The 20,015-nt window shown below is 69.0% G+C and carries 17 protein-coding genes; 5 read left to right on the top strand and 12 right to left on the bottom strand.

The genetic code is table 11. The annotated features are described in order from the left end of the window. Nucleotides 1-28 precede the first annotated feature (28 nt). Nucleotides 29-2,530 (bottom strand): aminotransferase class I/II-fold pyridoxal phosphate-dependent enzyme, encoded by a 2,502-nt coding sequence (locus tag ACWEKS_RS26375; RefSeq protein WP_452342544.1) that lies wholly within the window; start codon nucleotides 2,528-2,530, stop codon nucleotides 29-31. Further along, nucleotides 2,527-3,546: a helix-turn-helix domain-containing protein gene (locus ACWEKS_RS26370; protein ID WP_452342543.1), complete on the bottom strand. Its 1,020-nt coding sequence runs from the start codon at nucleotides 3,544-3,546 to the stop codon at nucleotides 2,527-2,529. The genes ACWEKS_RS26375 and ACWEKS_RS26370 overlap by 4 nt, the downstream gene beginning before the upstream one ends. 342 nt (nucleotides 3,547-3,888) lie before the next feature. Here ACWEKS_RS26370 and ACWEKS_RS26365 point away from each other — a divergent pair, with 342 nt between their 5' ends. Further along, nucleotides 3,889-4,266, top strand: coding sequence for a hypothetical protein (locus tag ACWEKS_RS26365; protein ID WP_452342542.1), 378 nt, complete (start codon nucleotides 3,889-3,891; stop codon nucleotides 4,264-4,266). A gap of 54 nt (nucleotides 4,267-4,320) precedes the next feature. Next, nucleotides 4,321-4,962 (top strand): hypothetical protein, encoded by a 642-nt coding sequence (locus ACWEKS_RS26360; RefSeq protein WP_452342541.1) that lies wholly within the window; start codon nucleotides 4,321-4,323, stop codon nucleotides 4,960-4,962. Here the strand turns inward: ACWEKS_RS26360 and ACWEKS_RS26355 are convergent, their stop codons facing one another. Further along, on the bottom strand, nucleotides 4,963-6,240 hold the full coding sequence (locus ACWEKS_RS26355; RefSeq protein WP_452342540.1) for an ROK family transcriptional regulator: 1,278 nt from the start codon (nucleotides 6,238-6,240) through the stop codon (nucleotides 4,963-4,965). Nucleotides 6,241-6,307: 67 nt separating this feature from the next. On the opposite strand from ACWEKS_RS26355, the gene ACWEKS_RS26350 reads away from it, so the two are divergent. Next, a complete protein-coding gene (locus ACWEKS_RS26350) occupies nucleotides 6,308-7,867 on the top strand; it encodes a carboxylesterase/lipase family protein (protein WP_452342539.1) in 1,560 nt (519 codons plus the stop codon). Nucleotides 7,868-7,931: 64 nt separating this feature from the next. Further along, on the top strand, nucleotides 7,932-8,630 hold the full coding sequence (locus ACWEKS_RS26345; RefSeq protein ID WP_452342538.1) for a hypothetical protein: 699 nt from the start codon (nucleotides 7,932-7,934) through the stop codon (nucleotides 8,628-8,630). A gap of 8 nt (nucleotides 8,631-8,638) precedes the next feature. Here the strand turns inward: ACWEKS_RS26345 and ACWEKS_RS26340 are convergent, their stop codons facing one another. The 3 genes from ACWEKS_RS26340 to ACWEKS_RS26330 form a co-directional block, all read right to left on the bottom strand. After that, nucleotides 8,639-9,691: an aminotransferase class V-fold PLP-dependent enzyme gene (locus ACWEKS_RS26340; protein WP_452342537.1), complete on the bottom strand. Its 1,053-nt coding sequence runs from the start codon at nucleotides 9,689-9,691 to the stop codon at nucleotides 8,639-8,641. Between the two features lie 90 nt (nucleotides 9,692-9,781). Then, complete coding sequence (locus ACWEKS_RS26335) at nucleotides 9,782-11,284, bottom strand: flavin-containing monooxygenase (RefSeq protein WP_452342536.1); 1,503 nt, start codon at nucleotides 11,282-11,284, stop codon at nucleotides 9,782-9,784. 132 nt (nucleotides 11,285-11,416) lie between these two features. Beyond that, complete coding sequence (locus ACWEKS_RS26330) at nucleotides 11,417-12,427, bottom strand: AurF N-oxygenase family protein (RefSeq protein WP_452342535.1); 1,011 nt, start codon at nucleotides 12,425-12,427, stop codon at nucleotides 11,417-11,419. Nucleotides 12,428-12,684: 257 nt separating this feature from the next. On the opposite strand from ACWEKS_RS26330, the gene ACWEKS_RS26325 reads away from it, so the two are divergent. Further along, entirely contained in the window at nucleotides 12,685-13,395 is a 711-nt protein-coding gene (locus ACWEKS_RS26325; RefSeq protein WP_452342534.1) for a Mut7-C RNAse domain-containing protein, read from the top strand. A gap of 78 nt (nucleotides 13,396-13,473) precedes the next feature. Here the strand turns inward: ACWEKS_RS26325 and ACWEKS_RS26320 are convergent, their stop codons facing one another. From ACWEKS_RS26320 to ACWEKS_RS26295, 6 genes are all read right to left on the bottom strand, one after another. Next, entirely contained in the window at nucleotides 13,474-13,863 is a 390-nt protein-coding gene (locus ACWEKS_RS26320) for a MarR family winged helix-turn-helix transcriptional regulator (RefSeq protein ID WP_452342560.1), read from the bottom strand. Between the two features lie 122 nt (nucleotides 13,864-13,985). Beyond that, nucleotides 13,986-14,990 carry a pyridoxal phosphate-dependent aminotransferase gene (locus ACWEKS_RS26315; protein ID WP_452342533.1) on the bottom strand — a complete coding sequence of 335 codons (1,005 nt, stop codon included), beginning with the start codon at nucleotides 14,988-14,990 and terminating at the stop codon, nucleotides 13,986-13,988. 13 nt (nucleotides 14,991-15,003) lie between these two features. Continuing rightward, a complete protein-coding gene (locus ACWEKS_RS26310; RefSeq protein WP_379436512.1) occupies nucleotides 15,004-16,014 on the bottom strand; it encodes a 3-oxoacyl-ACP synthase III family protein in 1,011 nt (336 codons plus the stop codon). 2 nt (nucleotides 16,015-16,016) lie between these two features. After that, entirely contained in the window at nucleotides 16,017-16,676 is a 660-nt protein-coding gene (locus ACWEKS_RS26305) for an SRPBCC family protein (protein ID WP_452342532.1), read from the bottom strand. Then, nucleotides 16,673-18,421: a thiamine pyrophosphate-binding protein gene (locus ACWEKS_RS26300; protein WP_452342531.1), complete on the bottom strand. Its 1,749-nt coding sequence runs from the start codon at nucleotides 18,419-18,421 to the stop codon at nucleotides 16,673-16,675. The genes ACWEKS_RS26305 and ACWEKS_RS26300 overlap by 4 nt, the downstream gene beginning before the upstream one ends. Before the next feature lie 231 nt (nucleotides 18,422-18,652). Continuing rightward, complete coding sequence (locus ACWEKS_RS26295; protein WP_452342530.1) at nucleotides 18,653-19,864, bottom strand: serine hydrolase domain-containing protein; 1,212 nt, start codon at nucleotides 19,862-19,864, stop codon at nucleotides 18,653-18,655. Between the last annotated feature and the right edge of the window lie 151 nt (nucleotides 19,865-20,015).

Here is a 20,015-nt window from a genome sequence, read left to right as displayed (position 1 = left end):
ACGCCGCCTCAGCGACTGCCCGGCAGCGTCAGCGCGCAGATCGCAGTTCGCTCATCTCGATACCGGCGATTGCCGCACCCTGTTCCGCACCGCCCTCGAAAAGGCTTGGGACGGCATCCCTTCCATCTGACCTGGGGGCCGCGCTGTACCCCAGGATCGCGGTGGCCGCGGCCGCACCGTACGCACGACTCGCGACGTCCGGACGCGCGGACGGGAAGTTCGAGCGATGCATCACGGTGACGTTGTCGGCCAGCGTGACCGTGGCGTCCACGCGGGTCACCACGCAGTTGCCGCCCGACTTGGCCGTCAGATCGACCACCACGGCACCGTTCGGCAACGCCGCCAGACCCGACCGGTCCAGCAGCACCGGTGCCGCCGTCCCGCGCCGTCCGGCCGCACACACCACCAGATTCGGACGGACGGAACGGATGTAGTCCGCGACCCGGTCCGGATCGGGATCGAGAAGAAAGCGATTCGCGCCCCGGGCCGACGCGGCGGCGCGCTGCTCGGCTCGGCGACCGATGGCCGCCGGTGACGCGTCACCACAGCGAACCGCGGCGTCGATGGCGGCGAGCCCGGCCTGCCCACAGCCGATGATCAGCGCACGCACCGCACAATCCGGATCCTGCTCGCGTAGGCGCTCACGCCCCTCGCGGTAGGCCACCTCACCGGCGATCCGGCTCATGGCGGTCAGCGGATCGAGGTGAGCCGTCTCGAGATCCGGTGGCATGTGCTCGAAGCCCACCGACTCCACCCCGTATTGGCTCAGCCGGTGAATGGACCGGCGGCGCTTCACCGGATCCTGGAATCCGAGTAGTAGCTGCCCGGTCCGGGTCGGCATCGTATCCAGGTCGTAGGCAGGCGGTTTGACCCAGGCGACCAGGTCGGCGACGGCGAAGACGCACTCGGGTCCCGGCACCACCGAGGCGCCGGCGGCCCGATAGTCGGCGTCGTCGAACCGGGCCCACCGCCCGGCATCCTGCTCCACCACCACCTTCAGCCCGCTGCGGACCAGCGCCGTCACATCATCCGGCGTGGAGGCGACACGCAGTTCGTGGGCGGCGGTTTCGCGCAGCACGCCGACGGTGAAGACCCGCGGGGACCGAGCCGGAATCCGTCGTTCCAGCAGGGCACCGGAATACGTCATGCCCGCGTCGATCCGCTGGAGCAGCCGCTCGATGCGGTCGAACAACTCGACGACCAGGTCCGGACCCACCTCACCGGTGGCGCGCCGGGGCGTTGTCACATTGAGCCGCACGCCCATTCGATGCGATCCGGTGCGGTCCAGCGCCACGCAATCGATGCCGGCCGCCATCAGCAGCAGGTCCTCCAGGTCCGCGCTGGATCGCACCGCCGCCGCCGACATCACCCCGGCATCGAATTCGATCGTGAGGAACATGCCGTCCCGGCTGCCCAGCGGCCGCAGCAGTTCGGTGGCGAATCCGGCATTGATCCCGGCCACCAGCCGACGCGCGGAATCCATCCGCTCCCGCAGCAGCACGCGGTTCCGGATCAGGTAGCCGTCCGAGGTGCCCTCGATCGTGGCACGGGCCAGATGCGTGGTCTCACGCTGGAAGGCGACACGTAGTCGCTCGCGTACCCGGGCCAGCCACTGCTGGTCGCCCGAACAGGCCGCACCCAGCTTGCACGGCCCGAAGGCGTTGAACGCCTTGGAATTACCGGTGATGCTGAGGACCCGGTCATACAGTCGGACCGGGCCATCGGCCGTCGGGACGACGATCGACGCAATCGGGATGTGCCCCTCGACCAGTAGGTCGAACGACATATCGCAGATCACCGGCACATCGGCGGAGACGAGCACCCGGCCGATCTCGACCAGCTGCTCGACGGTGTAGTCGGCGACCACCGGGTTGCCGGGCAGGGTCAGTAAAACGCCGCACAGGTTTCCCTGCGCCGCATGGTGTTTCAGGGTTCGCTCCAGCGATACCGGGTCGATCCGGAAGTCGCTGCCCGGGGTCACACTGCTGGTCGCCATCCGCATGCCGAACTTGGCGATGTGCCCGGCCACGCTCTTGTAGTAGCCCTCCGGGCAGACCAGGACGCCACCGGGCCGAGCCAGCGTGGCGATCGCCTCCTCCAGCAGGACGGTGCTCGAGTAGGGGCTGACGATCACCTCGCCGGGATCGATATCGACTCCCGGCATTCCGTCGATCGGTTGCGATATCCGCGCGAACAGCCGCTCGGCAGCCAACCTGCGCAGGACCGCCGGTTGCTTCTTCGCGTAGGGCGACCCGTCCCGGCCGTCGGTGAGATTTCCGCCGCCCGCCGCGCCATGACCGGCCATCACCTCGGCCCATGCGGAATTCAGGGCCGCCGTGGCGTTCCGGTCCATGAGCAGCCCGGTTTCACCGTGATACGCGTCGATGATCCCGCGATAGATCCGGCCGTTCGTCCCGGCGAACCGGCTCTCGCTGTCGAGGTAGTTCCGCGCGAGATGCTTGCGCTGGTCGGAACGGTCCGCCACGTCGACCGGGTCCAGCGGCGGCGACACCGCGAACCCTCGGCTCATCTGGGCGCGCCTTCAGATCCGGGCTGCCCGTCGCTCCACGCCTGACGCAGGGCCGCACGGAAACGGTCGCGGCAGTCCTCCTGGTCCAGGTGCTCGAACCGAATCAGTCCCGTCCGCTCCACGAGATCGTTGACGACTAGCGCCATTCCGTCCGCCCTGAGATCGCGGAGGTGCTTGAACTTGCGGTGGGCGGTCTGGACATCGTGCCAGAGTGAGGAGAACCGGCTGGAGTCACGCTCGCGACGGCGGAAATCGTAGTCGCCCGCCAGCACGTAACTGTCGTCGACGATGAGCATGCCCTGTGCGTTGGGAGCGAACTCCCGGTTCACCAGGGTGGTTTCCACGTTCGCCTTGACCTGTTGCCAGAGCTTGTCCTCATAGGGCGTCACGTTCACCACGTCGTCCAGCACATAGACACGCTGCACCGACACACCGGCTCGGGCTTTGGCGAGGATCGCCCGGTGATATTCGACGCCGACGTCGCCGCCGATCGCACCCAGTTCGGCGGTGTGGATCGCGCAGATCCGCTGTTGCGCGCGATCCAGCACCGTCAGCCAGTCCAGGACCGTATTCCATTCCGGCACAACGACACTGCCCGAGGGAATCTGCACCAAGACCTCCTCGGCCCGGACCAGCTGGCGCTCGGCGATCTCCCGGAGCGGCACGAGTTGCTCACCCATGTCGTCGAGGTTGGACAGGCTCTGGGCGAGCGCGAGGACGCGGGCGGCCAGGTCGGGCTTCTCGGTCGAGAGGATCTCGAAGCGGATACGCAGGTCGCTGATGACACGCTCAGCCTCGGTCTCGTCGTCGAGGCCGGGCAGGCGTTCGCCCAGGGCCGCACTCAGCTTTTCGCGCTGGGAGCGGGGTGGAACGCGTCTGCCGTTCTCGATCTGTTGAATCAGACTGCGCGAGCAGCCGACCCGATCGGCCAGCGCCTCCTGGGTGAGATTGCGTTGCCGGCGGAGTCGCTTGACTGCCGCGCCGATCTGCTCGCCGTCCGAGGCCGAGCCCGACATGCTCGTCTCCCATCATGATCCGCATTGCTCAGACGTGTCACGCGAAGCCCATCCTAAGCACGATGTGTCATCTTCGCCATCGCAGATCCAGCACGAGTCTGCCGATTCTTTTACAGGTCAGGCTAAACGGGCAAAACGACCATGCCGAATATCAGCTGGGGCGCAGATCTGCGATTGGAATACGGCAACACTCAGCGCGACAGCACCCAAACCGCTTGATATCTACGATATCCAGGATACTTGTACGCCAATACGCCTATTTCTAAGCATCAGTTGCCTTTTCAGTATCGTCCTTGAGCAATTCTTCTGGCTATGTGCCATCGAAGCACTCCAGTATCCTTGGTGCTACAACCACTCTTCGAGGAGGTTCCCGACCTCATGGCCCTCGAATTCACCCCCTGGACCGTCCGCAGCGACAAGACGCCCGAGATAGCAGTTCGCACAACACCTTCCACCGACAGCTGGGTGCTCACCTGGCTCCCGGATCGATTGCTCACCCAGGAAGCGGCCTGCCGCGGCCTGGTGCTCGACGAGATCCTCAGCGACCCGAGTCCGGACGATCCCGATCAGGCGCTGGCGGTGGCCGAGCTGCTGGCCGCGGAGCTGGACCTCACCCTGCGCGAAGTCGTTGTGCTGCTGTGGGTTCGGTCCGCAGAGCGCGACCTGCGCACCGAATTCACCCCGGGGCCGCCGCACCCGGCGGCCCCGGTCCACAGCTGATCAGCGAATCCGCTGACCGGCACCACCTTTCGAGATCCCGGGGAGGAGATCTCCATGACCACCGATTCCACCCTCCGATGTTCGCGCTGCGGCTGGACCAATGCGCACGATGCCGGCGCCTGCCGGGGCTGCAGGCGGCCGCTCGGGCAGGTCGCGGCGGTACCGCTGCCGACGGCCGGGTATCGGAGGTCCAGTTTGATCGGCACGATCACCTCGCCGCCGCGACCGATGGAAATGCCTGCGCTGCAGCCCCTGTGGTTCGTGGGCACCGCGGTGGCGCTGGTCGGCGAGGGAATGCTCCCGCTTTCGCGGGCGGCGATGGCGGTGACGGCGGGAGGGGTGGCCGTCACCGCCCTGCTCGTTCACCTGGCGGCCCGGCCCCGGATCGGGCCGCTGGCCCGGCTGGCCGGGCGCTGCGCGCCGGTACGCCGGTACCTCGGGATGCGGGTCGGTATCACCGATGATGCGGGGGCCCACTGGGTTCTGCATTTCCTGCCGCTGTTCGGCACGGACCTGCACCTGGGCGATCCCGCGTTCGCGGACGGCCACGAGAACCGGTTCGGGGAGTTCCGAGCGCTGACCGTCACCAATATCCGCACCGGCAACCGGCATTTCAGCCGCTGGGCGACCGGCTCGATCGCCGCTGCGACCAGCGTGGTGCTGGTCGGGCTGGTGCTCGGGACCGCCCCCGCCTGATCAGGCGCCCGCCCGGGCCGCCGCCGGTAGCGGCGGCACCACCGCGGGGTCGGAAAGAACTGCGCGGCGGGCGAAGCCGAGGGCACCGGTGAGAATCCCGTTCTCGCCGAGGGCCGCCGGGGTGACCCGCAGGGCCAGGGCGGGCGCGAGGGCCCGGCGACCGGCGAGGCGGGCCTCGATGGCCGGGATCAGCCAGCGGAACCAGTCGCTCAGCAGGCCGCCCAGGACCACTTCGTCGGCGTCGAGGAGTGCCGTGATGGACAGGATGGCGGTACTGAGGGCCCGGGCGGCGGTGTCGAGCGCGGCCATCGCGCGCGTGTCGGCCCGGCTCAGCAGGGCCAGCAGTTCAGCCTGAGCGGGCTGCGAACCCTTGCGACGCAACAGTTCCCCGAGTCCGGCGGCCTCGAACACCGCCTCCGGGCCCGCGAAGCAGACCAGGCAGCCGCGGGCGCCGCAGACGCAGGCGGGGCCGTCCATCGCGACCGGGATGTGCCCGGGTTCGCCGGCGATGCCGTGGCTGCCGGTGTGGATGCGGCCGTCGAGGACGACGCCGCCGCCGATCCCGGTGCCGGCCTCGATCAGCACCAGGCCGCGCGAATCATGCTGCAGGGCATGAAATTCGGCCAGGGCGGCCGCATTCGCGTCATTGACCACGTCGATCGCGACGACAGCCGCGGGCAGCCGGGCGGCCACCAGAGCACGCAGGCGGACCGGTTCCATCCAGCCGAAATCCGGTGCTACCACGACGGTTTGCGCCGCGTCGTCGCGCACGGGTCCGGCCATGGCGATCACGACCCGGGCGAGCACCGGCGCGGGGTACGGGTCCGAATCGGTTTCGGCGGCGGCGAATCCGGGTAAGGACGCCTCGATGCGGGCGACGACGGCGGCGACGGCGTCCGCCATGGCCTCGGGCGTTCCGGGGGCCAGGTCGTGCGGCACGACTTCGCGGTGCACGACGCCGCCCGCGAGATCGGCGACGGCGACACCGAGATGTTCGGAGGTGATCTGGATCGCGGCCACGGCGGCGCGGCGCGGTTCGAGGCGGAGCGGCCGGCCGGGGCGGCCGCGGGTGCCGGAGCGGAGGACATCGTCCTCACGGAGCAGGCCGCGGTCGGTGAGATCGGCGACGAGGGCGGTGACGGAACCGTGGGCGAGTCCGGTGGCGGCGGCCACGTCGGTGCGGGGACAGGGACCATGGTCGGCGAGGTGACGCAGGACCAGGCCCAGATTGCGGCGGCGGATGGCGGCGGCATCGGTGGGCGGGGGTGCGGGATCCACGGGTTTGAGACTAGGGTGCCAGTTAATTATTTCAAGTGTTGACGTAAATAATGGATCAGAGGTTGGCATGGCCGCGGAACAGATCGGACGACGGACCCTCCTGCTCGGGGCCGGGGCATTGGTGTTGACCGCGGCCTGCTCCAGTGGGAAATCCGGATCGGACCGGGCACGCGTGGCCGACACCGTCACCACCACCTCGGGGCCCGTCCGCGGCGAGCGCCGCGACACCGGCGTCGCCTTCCTCGGCATCCCCTTCGCCCAGCCGCCGATCGGCGATCTGCGCTTCGCCGCGCCCAAGAGCCCGATCCCCTGGCTGGAGACCCGCGACTGCACGAGGTACGGCCCCACCGCACAGATCAAGCAGCTGTCCGAGGTGACCGCCATCCCGGAGCCCTCCATCCCGGGCGACGGCATCCTCACCGTGAACGTCTTCACCCCGAACCCGGACCGGACCGCGAAACTGCCGGTGCTGGTGTGGATTCACGGCGGCGGCTTCGTGGCGGGCAGCCCCGCCAGCCCGTGGTACGACGGCGCGGCCTTCAATCGCGACGGCGTGGTGCTGGTGTCGGCCGGCTATCGGCTCGGCATCGAGGGCTTCCTGCATCTGGACGACGCCCCCGACAATCGCGGGGTCCTGGACTGGATCGCCGCGCTCACCTGGGTCCGCGACAATATCGGCGCATTCGGCGGCGACCCGGCCCGGGTGACCATCGCGGGCCAGTCCGCCGGCGGCGGCGCGGTGTGGGCGCTGATGAACACCCCGTCCGCGAAAGGCCTGTTCCGCGCGGGCATTTCGGAGTCCGGCGCGGTCACGCAACCCAATGATCGCGCCACCGCGCTGGCCATGTCCGAGCTGTTCACCGAGCGCACCGGCATGCCCGCCACCGCCGCCGCGCTGCGCGACGTCAGCAAGGTGCGGTTGCAGGACATGGAGGACCGGCTGCGCACACCCGGTCCGGACAGCACCGCCGCCACCCTGCTCGGCCTGGCTCCCTGGGCGGACGGCACGCTGATCCCCGCGACCAGCGCCGATGTCCTGAAATCCGGTGCGAACCAGGATATTCCGCTGATGATCGGCTTCACCGCGCAGGAGTTCAACGGCGCCTCGCTCAGCGGCGAACAGCCCCCGGTCACCGACGCCACGCTGCCGGCGGCGCTGGGCGCGCTCGGTTTCGGCGCCGCCACCACCGCCGCGTTCGGCCTCGCCTACCCGGGGATGAACGCGAATCAGCTTGCGGGACAGGCGCAGAGCGACGCCGTCATTCGCATGCCGTCCTACCGGGTGGCCGAGATGCGAGCCGGGCGCAACCAGCCGACCTGGCTCTACGAGTTCACCTGGGCCTCGAATGCGCCCAAGTACCAGGGCATGTCGTTCCACTGCCTCGATGTGCCGTTCGCCTTCGACCTGCTGGGGGCGCCGGGCGTGACCGCGGTGGCGGGCGACAATCCGCCGCAATCGCTGGCCGATGCCGTGCACCGGGCGTGGGTGTCGTTCGTCAGCAACGCGGACCCGGGTGGCGGCTGGCCCCGCTACACTCTCGACCGGCGCGAGACCATGATCTGGTCCGATGCTCCGCACGTCCAGTCCGATCCATTCGCCGCACAGCGTCCGATCTGGCTGCGCTGACCCCGGAGGCTACCGTGTAGCGAAAGCCGGAAGCCGTACGCGTCGAGTCGGATAGGTGGTAGGCATGCAGGTGAACCGCTGGATCGCACCGGTCGCGGTGGCCGTGACCCTGGGGCTGTGCGCCGCACCCGCCGCCCACGCCGATCCCGGTGACACGCAGGCCGCGCTCGGCGGCGGCTCCGGTCTGGTCCTGGGCCGCGCCACCAAATGCAGTCTGACCACCATCGGCTACGACGCCGCCGGGCGACTGGTCGGCTTCACCGCCGGCCATTGCGCCAGGACGGGGACCCTGGTGCGCGGCGAGCAGTTCCCCGATGCCGGAGTGATCGGCGTGGTTCGCGACGCCGACCCGCAACTCGACTATGCCGTCATCGAATTCGATCCGGCCGTGGTCACCCCGCTGCGTACCGTCAACGGCAGCACCATCACCGCCCTCGCCCCGGCACCACCGGCCCTGAGTATCGTCTGCCAGAACGGCCGCACCAGTGGCCATGCCTGCGGCATCGTCTGGGCCTCCAGCCCCGTGGGCTTCCTCGAACAGGCCTGCTCCAGCTATGGCGACTCCGGCGGCCCCGTCACCAACGGCGACCAACTAGTCGGCATGATCTCCGCCCCCTTGATCAGCGACACCCGCGTCATCCGCTTCAGCTGCACGAACGCCGACAACCCGGTCCACACCCCCGTCATCGCCGTAGCCTTCGACACCATCCGCGCCGCCGTCGACGCCGGCAAGGGCGTCGGCAGCGGCTTCCAGCCGATCTGACCTCCGGACTACCCGGCGAGCACGTCGAGCGCCCGGTCGATGTCCGCTTCGGTGTTGTAGAAGTGGCAGGCCAGCCGCAGTCGCCCGGCCCGCAGGGCGCCGACGATCCGCGCCTCGCGCACCCGCTCCAGGGTCTGCTCCGGCACCTCGATCGACACGATCGCCGAATTGCCCTCGGGAAGGCCGAGTCCCTTGCGCAGCCGGTCCGCCAGCGCCACATCGTGCCGGTGAATGGCGTCGATACCGACCCCTTCGATCAGCTCCAGGCTCCGCCGCTGCCCGATCCATGCGGGCCACACCGGCCCGACATCGAACCGGCGCGCGTCCTCCGCCAGCCGCAAGGGGCCGTCGTAGACGGTCTCCCAGGGGTTGTACCCCGCGTACCAGCCGGCGGCGACGGGGCTCAGATCATCCAGTGCCGCAGGCGTTCCCGCAAGGAACGCGGTGCCCTTCGGACCGAGCAGCCACTTGTAGCCGACACTCACGACCCAATCGGCCCCGGTATCGCGCACCGGCAGCCAGCCGACGGCCTGGCTCACGTCGAAGAGCACCCGCGTGCCGTGGGCACGGGCGGCGGCCACGGTCGCCGCCACATCCAGCACCGCACCGTCGGCGGACTGCACCAGGGCGGCGGCCACCACATCGTCGCCGGGCCGGATCGCGTCCGGCAGGTCCGCCAGCGGCACGACCCGCACGTTCACGTCGGTCCGGACCAGGAAAGGCCAGAGCACCGAATTGAATTCGTGCTCGGGCACCAGCACGTTGGCGCCCGGCCGGAGACTCTGCGCCACCAGCCCGACCAGTTGCGAGACCTGCGCGCCGGCCGCCACCTGGGCCGAGTCGAACCCGGTGAGCCGTCCGAACGCGGCCCGGCACGCGTCGACGTGCGCGTCCACGCCGGGGATGTCGAACTCGCCGCGCATGCGCTGTTCCTCGGCCGCGATCACCTCCGCCACAACCGATTTCGGCAGCAGGCCATAACTGGCCGCATTCAGGTAGGTCGTCGTGGGCGCGAACTCCTCACGCACCATGGCCGGGAACGAAGGCGGAGTGGTGGTCATTCCACCATCCTGCGATCCCGCCGGCGGTGTGCGAAAGGGCCAGCGGCCGGATCACTGGCTTGATCGTGCATCCGGCGGCGCGGGAAAGGGTCAGGCGGAACGGGATTCGGCGGGGGTCGGGGTGGACTGGCGGGTGCTGCGGCGGAAGCGCAGGACGCCGTCCTCCAGCGGGGCCTTGCGGAGCATGGCGCGGTCGCGGAAGTAGTTGTTGATGACCTGCCATGGGCCGCGGGTGCCCTGGCGGGGCATGACGCCGTCGCCGCGCTGGATGTAGCCGGAGGTCAGGGCGCCGCCCATGAGGGACGCCTCGGAGCGGTCGCCCTCCTCGGGGATGGCGACGACCTCGGTGAATCCGTTGTCGCGCATGTGGTTCAGCAGGCGGCAGAAGTACTCGGCGGCCAGATCGGCCTTGAGGGTCCAGGAGGCGTTGGTGTAGCCGAGGATCACCATCATGTTCGGGACGGTGCCGAGCAGTGCGCCCTTGTAGGCCACCAGATCCCGGGTGGCGAGCGCCTCGCCGTCCACCTCCAGCTCCGCGCCGCCGAGCATCTGCACGGTGAGACCCGTTGCGCTGACGATGATGTCGGCCTCGAGCTCCTCGCCCGAGGACAGGCGGATGCCCTTCTCGGTGAAGGTCTCGATGGTGTCGGTGACGATGGCCGCCTTGCCCTTGCGCAGCACCCGGAACAGATCGCCGTTGGGCACCACGCACAGGCGCTGGTCCCACGGGTTGTAGCTCGGGGTGAAGTGCTTCATGTCGATGTCGGGCCCGACCTGCGCGCGCACCGCGGCCAGCATGAGCTTGGCCGACAACTTGGGGTTGGTGCGCGAGAGCTGGTAGCTGGCCCGCTGCAGCGCGATATTGCGCGCCCGGCCCGCCCGGTAGGCAATGGCGGCAGGCACTCTCGCGAACTTGAACCCGACCGCGACCGGGTCGTCGGCGGGCAGCGCCGCGATGTAGGTGGGCGAGCGCTGCAGCATGGTGACGTGCGCGGCGTCATTGCTCATGGCCGGGATGAGCGTGATGGCGGTCGCGCCGCTGCCGATCACGACCACGCGCTTACCGCGATAGTCGAGGTCCTCGGGCCAGTGCTGCGGGTGCACGATCTGCCCGCCGAAGTTCTCCTCGCCGGGGAACTGCGGCCGGTAGCCCTTGTCGTAGTCGTAGTAGCCGGTGCAGCCGACCAGGAAGTTGCTGGTGTAGGTCTCGGTCTTGCCGGTGCGCTCGTCGAGCACCTCGACGGTCCACCCGCCCTCGTCGCTGGACCAGGCGGTCTTGGTGACCTTGCGACCGAAGCGAATGTGATCGGTGACGCCGTATTCGGCGGCGGTGTCCTCGATGTACTGGCGGATGTGCGGTCCGTCGGCGAGCACCTTGGTGCCGTGCCAGGGCCGGAAGCCGTAGCCGAAGGTGTACATGTCCGAGTCGGAGCGGATGCCGGGGTACTTGAACAGGTCCCAGGTGCCGCCGATGGCGGTCCGGCGCTCCAGGATCAGGTAGCTGCGCCCGGTCTGCTCGCGGGTGAGATGGCAGGCCATGCCGATTCCGGACAGACCCGCCCCGATGATCAGTACGTCGACATGCCGCGTCATTGAGGTTCTCGCTTCTCGTCGCGCCCGGACATCGGCGTCCGGACGCACCGAGTATTACATGTTATTTACGGTAACGTCTACTGTCGCGGGCGGGTGGGGACCGAAGTCCCCGGTCCACGCCCGTCACCCCGGTCAGGCCGCGCGGACCTGACCCGGACGATCCGCTTCCGATCGGTAGCGGGTGGTCGCGCCGTCGATGCCCAGCGCCTTCCACACCTGCTTGGAGACCGGATTCATCAGCCCGATCTTCTTGGCCAGCGACCGCACGTCACCGAAGAAGCCCGCGAAGGCCTCCTTGGAGTCGGGCAGCCCGAAGAAGACGTCCTTGCGGACCGAGCGCGGAATCCCGAATTCCCGGAAGAACGCGCGCGGCGGGACGAGGATGGCCCGCCCGCCGATCCACAGGACGATCGGGAAGGCCAGCGACAGCACGAATCTGTCGATCGGGTTCGCCTGCGGCACATGATGTTCCAGGAACTCGTGGGCGAAGGAGATGTGCCGGGCCTCCTCGGCGATGTGGATCGCCATGACACCGCGCATGATCGGATGAATATCCTCGCCCGCCCGCAGAATCGCCTTCTGGATGTGGTCGATCGGCTCCTCACCGGAGAGCACCGCCATGAAGAACAGGTTCGGGAAGACCGAGGCGAGCGGCGGCACCAGGTAGGTGAGCTGCTTGAGGATCGGATTCATGCCCGGCACATCGATCCCGATGCGATTCACCATCTCCTGGAACATCAGGGTGTGGTTGCACTCCTCGATGACCTCGTGGGTGCAGTACCGGAACTCCGGTGAGCCATTGGGCAGCTTGAAGGTGTGCTGCACCATGCCGCCGATGAGCAGCGTCTCGAACTGCAGCCCCACCTTGGCGATATTGGCCTGGCGCCACAGCCCGATGGCGATCTTGCGCGCCTCGGATTGCGCCTGGTACCACGGATGCCGGGCGAACATGTCGCCCGAAACCGGCAGGATCCACCGCTTGTCGTCGGTCTTCACCACGAAATCGGGGTGATCCCAGTCGATATCGGTGAACGGATCGAAATTCTTGTCGACCGAGCCCTGCGAGAGCAGCATGAGCTTCTCGGCATACTGCCGGGCGAATGCGACCGCAGGGTCGTCGGCCGTCACGGATGCTGACGACATTGTCAGAGCCTCTCGGGAAGTGACCTAAGTATCTGTTTCCCATCGTTACACCTATGCTGGCAAGGCGTCAACAAGACTCCGCGACCAGCCGGTGTGCAAACAATTGGTCAACTAACTGTTCTCACACCTTTCGACTGCGCTTCAGGCCACTGCACCAGTGAAATTGGTCTCCACTTCACGTTTCTCGCCGCCGAACCGGCCGGCCGGGATCGAAATGGAGTTGCTCGCCGGTGCCCGGTTTCTGGGATCCTGGGCTGGTGAACGCAGGGGAAATCACCGTCGAGTTCGCGCCCGAGCTGCGCGTGTTCGTCGGTCAGCGCGACGGCTCGCCGGTCCGGGTGGACGGCACCTCGACGCTGGGGCATGTGGTGGAGTCATCGGGCGTGCCGCTCACCGAGGTGGGCGCCCTGCTGGTGAACGGGGAACCGGTTGCGGCCGGTCATATTCCACGCGGCGGCGAGAGCGTCACGGTGGCGGCGGTGTCCCGTCCGCAGACCAGCCCCGAACCGCTGCGCTTCCTGCTCGACATCCACCTGGGTACCCTGGCCCGGCGGCTGCGCCTGCTGGGAATCGATGCGGCATACGAGAATCCGGATATCGGCGACGCCGCGTTGGCGGCGCGCTCCGCGGCCGAGCGCCGGGTATTGCTCTCCCGCGATCGCGGCCTGCTGCGCCGCCGCGAAATCTATTCCGGCGCTTACGTTTACAGCCACCAACCGGCGGAGCAGCTCGATGACGTGCTGTCCCGCTTCGCCCCGCGCCTGGCCCCGTGGACCCGCTGCACCTCCTGCAACGGCACGCTGCGCCCCGCCGACCGCGAGACCGTCCGCGACCAGCTGCCCGACAACACGGGCCAGACCTACGACTCCTTCGCCCAGTGCGTCGACTGCGGCCAGACCTACTGGAAGGGCGCGCACCACGCCCGGCTGGACGCCATCGTGGCGGACGCACTGGCCAAATTCGCGTGACCGAAAACACTGCCCGCGTACCCGTCTCCGATCACCGCCGTGGTGACCGGGCGGGGTCGGCGGTCCAGGGATCCGCGGTCAGCGGGCGCGGGCGGCTGCCGCGGCCGCGTCGAGGCGGGCGCCCAGGGCCTTGACCTGATCGCGCAGTGTCTCGATGTCCTCGATCGGGACGCCGACCAGGTCCACCACGGTGCGGATCATCTGTTGTGCGCCGTGCTGGAGGCCGCGGCTGGCGTCGGTGGCGTGCAGCACCACCGCCCGGCCGTCGGTGGCGCTGCGGACACTCTCGACCAGGCCGCGCGACTGCAGTCGCTGGACCAGGGGCGAGAGCGTGCCGTAGTCGAGATGCACCTGTTCACCGAGGTCCTTCATGGTGATGCCGGGCCGCTCCCACAGCGCCAGCAGCACCAGGTACTGCGGGTAGGTCAGGTTCATGTCGTCCAGGAACGGCCGGTAAGCGGCGGTCATGGATCGCGACGTGGAGTACAGCGCGAAGCACAGCTGGGCATTGAGCGACAGCAGTGCGTAGTCGATCTCCTCGTCCGCTCCGGCCCGTTGCCCGTCGGGTGCGGAAGGCGGATGTTCGTGCATTACTGCACTGTACTGCGGACCGTGGCGAGCACGGCGTCGGTGGCCGCGCGATCGCCGACCGTGATGCGGATACCGGTGGGATAGGTCTTGACGTGGATGTCCGCGCCCGCCAACGCGGTTGCCACCCGATCGGCCTCGGCGCCGGACAGGGTGAGGTAGGAGAAGTTGGCGTAGCTGTCGGGAATGCACAGGCCGAGCTCGCGCAGCCCGGCGGTGAGATGAGCGCGTTGCTCGGCCAGCACCGCCACCCGGGCCGCGATCTCGTCCTCCGCCTCGTAGCAGGCCCGCACCGCCACCTCGGCCAGCGCGGTCATGCCGAACGGCAGCTGCCAGCGGGCGATGCGCTCGATGAGCTCCGGCGCACCGAGCGCGTAGCCGACCCGCAGGGCCGCGAGGCCGTAGGCCTTCGAAAAGGTGCGCAGCACGAGCAGATTCGGGTGCCGGTCCAGCAGGGCGAAGACATCGATGCGGTCCGCCTCGGCGACGAAATCCACGTAGGCCTCGTCCAGGACGACGGTGACCGCCGCCGGGATCTCGTGCAGGAAGTCCTCGAATTCCCCTGGCGGCACCAGGGTTCCGGTCGGATTGTGCGGACTGCAGACCACCAGCAGCCGGGTCCGCTCGGTCACCGCGGCGGCCAGCGCCGCCAGGTCCTGGCGGCCCGCGCCGGTGAGCGGCACCGTGACCGGCCGCCCGCCCGCCATGCTGGTCAGGATGGGGAACCCGTCGAAGGTGGGCGTCGCCATGACGACTTCGGCCGCGCCGGAACCGAATTCCTGGACGATGTGCATGATCACGCCGGTCGCGCCCGCGCCCACCACGATGCGATCGGGGTCGCAGCCGAGCCGGGCGGCGATCAGCCGCGGCAGCCGCTGCGGCAGGAATTCCGGATAGCGATTGGCCGAGGCCAAAGCAGCGCTCAGCGCCTGCTGGACCGAGGGCGGCGGTCCATAGGGAATCTCGTTGAGCTGCAGCCGATGTCCGGCCGTGATCAGCGGACTCATCGCGGCCGGCCCCTCAGCGCCCGCCCCAGCGGACGGCGGCGGCCCCGGCGAAATCGCCCGCGTGCGCGAAGCCCGCGAACATCACCAGCGACCCGGCCGGCACCCGGCCCTCGTCGACCGCCCGGTCGAAGGTGACGGGAATGCCCGCGCCGAACAGGTTCCCGCAGTCGTCGAAGGTGTCCGGGTGTCGTTCGGGCGGCAACTGGAGGGCGTCGCGCCAGTTGCGCAGGAAGGCGCGGTTGGGCTGATTGGTGACCAGCAGATCCAGCTCCTGCGCGGACACCCCGATGCGACCGCACACCGCATTCGCCACCTCGGGCACCAGCCGGTTGCCGCGCTGCAGCACCTTGGCGATCTTGGATTCGGTGAAACCCACGTGCATCTGGCCGGATCCGGCCTCCCAGTAGCGGCGCGGCGGGTCGGCGATGACGGTCATCTGCCCGGCGAACTCCGGCAGGTGCCGGGTCTCGATATCGAGGATCGGCGAAACACCGGACTTCACCAGCAGTCCCGCGCCCGCGCCGTCGCCCGGAATCGCGGCCTGCGCCTTGCCGCGCACCTGCTCCTGGGTGAAGACCTGGCCCGCGACATTCTGGATGGTCACCACCAGGGCGGAGCGCGCGTCGGAGGAGAGCAGGATCTGGCGGGCCAGTTTCATGCCGTAGACGAAGGCCGCGCACCCGCCGTTGTGCAGATCGATCAGCCACTCCGGCGCGATGCCCAGGCGGGCGGCCACGTCGCCACCGCTGCCCACGATGCCGATGTCCGGCAGCTGGGTGTGCACGATGAGAACATCGATGTCGCGCAACGCATCCCGGCCCTGCCGGGCGAGGATCGGGGCCACGGCGCGCTCGGCCATGTCGGCGGGCGTCTCACCCGGCGCGACGTGGTGGCGGAACTTGGGGGCCTTGAACATGATGTTGGAGGTGACCTCGTCCGGATCCGCGTACTGCGCGAAATAGTCTGCGGGGACGATGTTCTCGGGCAGGTATCCGGCGACGTCGAGCAGGCTGACAGTGCTCATGGTCAGGCCATCCATTCCGGCTTGATCGGCTGCCCGGCGGCGTGCCGGTGTTCGCAGATCGCTTTGAGATTGCGCAGTTCCAGCAGGTGCCCGGCGGCGAAGAGGTGCCAGAAGTCGCCCACCCAGACCGGGCGGCCCTGCGGCTCGGTCTCGGGATAGCCGTTGTCCTCGTAGAACGGGTGATGGCAATTGGTCCAGGTGACAACGGATCCCGGCTTGTTCAGCACGAGTTGCGCGTCCACGACCCGCATCAGGTAGATCATCCACAGGTGGTCGGCCTGGTCCCAGGCGCAGTGGTAGTCCACGGTGCGGGCGTCGGGGTTGGCGACGGTGCGGGTGTAGATGCGGGTGTGCGAGCCGATCCGGTCATCCGACACCCAGATCTCGGGATCGGCGGTGCGCTCGAAACCCCGCATGCTGTAGGTCCATTCGCACAGGCTGCGAGTGTCGGCCAGGTATCCGTACACCTCGTCCGGCGGGGCGGCGATGAATTCGGTGACGGTGCAGTAGTCCCCGTAGATCTCGTCGTGCGGGTACACGGCGCGGGTCATGTCGAGAACCAGCGGCATGCCCTCCTTGAGGGCCATGGTCTCGATGCGGTACACGCCCGGGATATCCAGCTCCGGGACTTCGATCGGCGCGTCGGTGGCGGTCTCGGTCATGCGAGCGGCTCCTTCAGGAAGGGGGCGAACGGTGGGATTTCGTCTGGGTCACATTGCAGTTCGATGAACGCGGGCCCCGGCGTGGCCCGCGTCTTGTCCAGTGCGTTCTCGAAGTCGGACAGCGTGCGCGCGGTCCAGGCGGGCAGCTCGGGAAACATGGCCGCGACACCGGCCCCGATCTCCGCCGCGCGGAACCGGTTGAAGCTGTACTCGCCGGAGTAGAAGACCTGCTCCCGCGTCACGCACATGGCGTGCGCGTTGTTGTTGAACACCACGAAGGTCACCGGCACCTGGTACTCGACAGCCGTGTGCACCTCGTGGCCGTGCATGAAATACGCGCCGTCCCCGGCGATCACCACGGCCCGCCGCCCCCGCCCCAGCGCACACCCGATCCCCGCCCCGAAGGAGTACCCCATCCCGCCCATGCCGAGCGCGATGAGGAACCGCCCGTCCTCGGGGACCCGCAGGTAGTGCACGACCGCGGCGCCGGTGTTCCCGGCATCCGCGACCACATCGGTGCCGGGCTCCAGCGCCGCCTCGATGGCCGCGACGGCCGGGCGATATCGCACACCCGGCCCGGACGTGGGCGGGACGGTCAGCTCGTGCGGTGCGCCGGGATTCGATTGCACACCAATCGATTCCGAGGCGGCCGCCGCGTCACCGGGCAGCGCCGGGAGAGCGGACAGGACGTCTGATTCCGCCAAGGAGGCACGCAGTTCCCCCAGGGAAGCACCCAGCGGCCCCCGTGCCTCGGCATGGACCGGCACGAACGGCTGTTCCGCTCCCAGGTACACCACGCGCGGACAGCCGGCCAGCGCCGCATCCAATCCGGCTCGTGCGGTCATCGACAGCGGCGCCCCCACCAGCAGGCACAGCTCCGCCGCCGCGACGAGCCCGGCGGCATGGGGGTGCCCCATGACCCCGACGACCCCGGCGAAGCGGTCATCCCGATTCGAGAAAGCATCCTTGGCATCCGGGGTGACCAGCACCGCCGCATCCAGCACCCGCACCACCTCCGCCAGCTCGGCCCGCGCATCGGCCGCCGCGACCTCGGGTCCGGCGATGACGACCACCCGGCTTCCGGCAGGCACATCGGCAAGCAGCGCCGCGATGTCCGCCGGCGTTTCCGGCGAGCTCGCAATCGGTTCATCCGGGCCCGCGTGAGGAGGCTCGTATCGCAGGCCGGCCGCCAGGGTGGAGCCGCTCGAGATCAGGGTGGCTTGAATGTCCTTGGGGAGCAGCAGCACTGCCGGGCCACCGGACAGTGCGGCCGCGATGGCACGGTCGAGTTCGGCGGAGATGTCCTGGGGCCGAGTGATCTTGACGCAGTGACGGGAGACCGCGGTGAAGATGCGCTCCGCGTCGAGGCGGCCGGGGTGGCCGCTGGCGTCCTGGAAGGCGCCGCGACCCTCGAGGGTGGTCGGGGGCTGGCCGACCAGGGCCAGGACCGGGACGCGGGAGTCGAAGGATTCGGTGAGGGCGGCGAGGAGATTCATGGCGCCGCCGCCGGAGGTGGCCGCCACCACGCCGAGGCGGGTGGTGGCGCGGGCGTAGCCGTCCGCCATGGTGGCCGCGCCGAATTCGTGTTTGGCGATGATGCCGGTGAGGCCGGGGTGCCGGTGGAGGGCGTCGTAGAGGTCCTCGATATTGGCGCCGCCCACGCCGAAGACATGGTCGGTATGTGCCGCGATCCGCTCGGCGATGAGGTCGGCCACGGTTCGGAATTCGGGTTTTCTCTCGAACACGATCCCCCGTTTCACAGTGCCTTGTCCGCGATACATCGCACACAAGGTATCCATTTGAAGTGAGCTCGATCAACGTGTCCCAAGTCACATCTGAGCCGGAAGTTGCTGTTGCGCAGCGTAATTAGCCACGCAAAGACCCCGCCGGGGATGCCTCGGCGGGGTCCCGGTCCGGACGCAGGGGGAGAACCGGACCGCATCTGGATGGCTACCGGCGTGGGGCCGGTCATCCAGTCAACGATCGGCGGCCTGCCGGGGTTCAGCACGAGTACCCGATCGGCGTGTCGGCTTCCCGAAGGCCGCGCGGGCCAGGCGGAGGCAACGCCGGTCGCCATTGAGAGTGAGCCCGAGGCGGTTGGGAACGTAGGCGAAGGAGAGCCCGGTTTCCGGATCGGCGAAACCGAGCGAACCGCCCATACCAGGCGTGCCGTAGGCGCGGTGACCGGACGAACCGAACGGGAAGGTCGGACACGACTTCCGGAATCCGAGGTGGAATCGGGTCGTGGTCTTCAGCACGGCGTCGGGTGCGGGCACCGGTCCCGGGCCGGCGATGCGGGCCCGCACCTCGTCCGCGATCGGCAGCTCACCGGACAGCCCGGCCGCGTAGATCCGCGCCAGGCCGCGCGCCGAGCCGACGCCATTGCTGCCCGGCAGCTCCACCGACATGATCTCGGGTCGCACGAAGTCCTCGGGCATGCCCAGGTCCGGAACCGTCAGCGCCCGGAACAGCGGGCCCCGGCGCAGCAGCGCCGGAACCGCCTGGTTCCAGGGCAGATTCCGCTCGTGGCGCAGGTCCAGCCCGGAGGTGCGGACCAGCCGGGCGATTCGCTCACCCCCGAGATCGGCATCCAGCCCGATCGTGAAATCGACGCCCAGCGGCCCGGAGATCTCCTCGGCGATGAACCGCCGGATGCTGCGCCCGGCCGGATCGGCGCGGCGCACCAGCTCATTGATGTACAGCCCGATGCTGACCGGGTGATAGCCCTGCCGTGTGCCCGGCGTCCACCCCGGCCGCTGTGCCGCCAGCACGCCGGCGACGCGATCCAGATCGAACAGATCGGCCAGGGTCATCCGGGTATCGCGCAGAATATGGAGGCCCACCTGGTGATCGATCAGCTGCCGCACGGTGACCTCGGCCTTGCCACGCGCCGCGAATTCGGGCCAGTACCGCGCCACCGGCTCGCCGTAGTCCAGCTGCCCGCGCGACACCAGCACGGCAAGCGTCAGCGCCGCAACACCTTTGGTCGAGGAGAACACCGGGGCTATGGTGTCCCGCTCCCACGGCAGCCGCCGGACCGCATCCCGCCAGCCGCCCCAGAGGTCCACCACGGGCGTGTCCCCATCGAACACCGCCACGGCCGCGCCGATCTCCCCGTGCTGGAAGTTGCGCCGGAAGGCGTCCGCAACCCGCCCGTACCCGTCGGCCACATACCCGTGAATAGTCATGTCCCTCATCGGACGCGAGACTACGACACGCCCAGCGCCACGCCGCACGCCACGGGTGCGGGCAGTGACTCGCGCCTCTCGAGCCCCGTCCAGCCAATTGCAGAGCGTTCACCAATCGCGCGATCAGGGCGTCACCGCCTCACATGGCGGC

The organism is Nocardia sp. NPDC004711, from assembly GCF_053601595.1.
The sequence above is the reverse complement of the archived record's forward strand: the minus strand, read 5'-3'. Positions and strand labels throughout refer to the sequence as shown.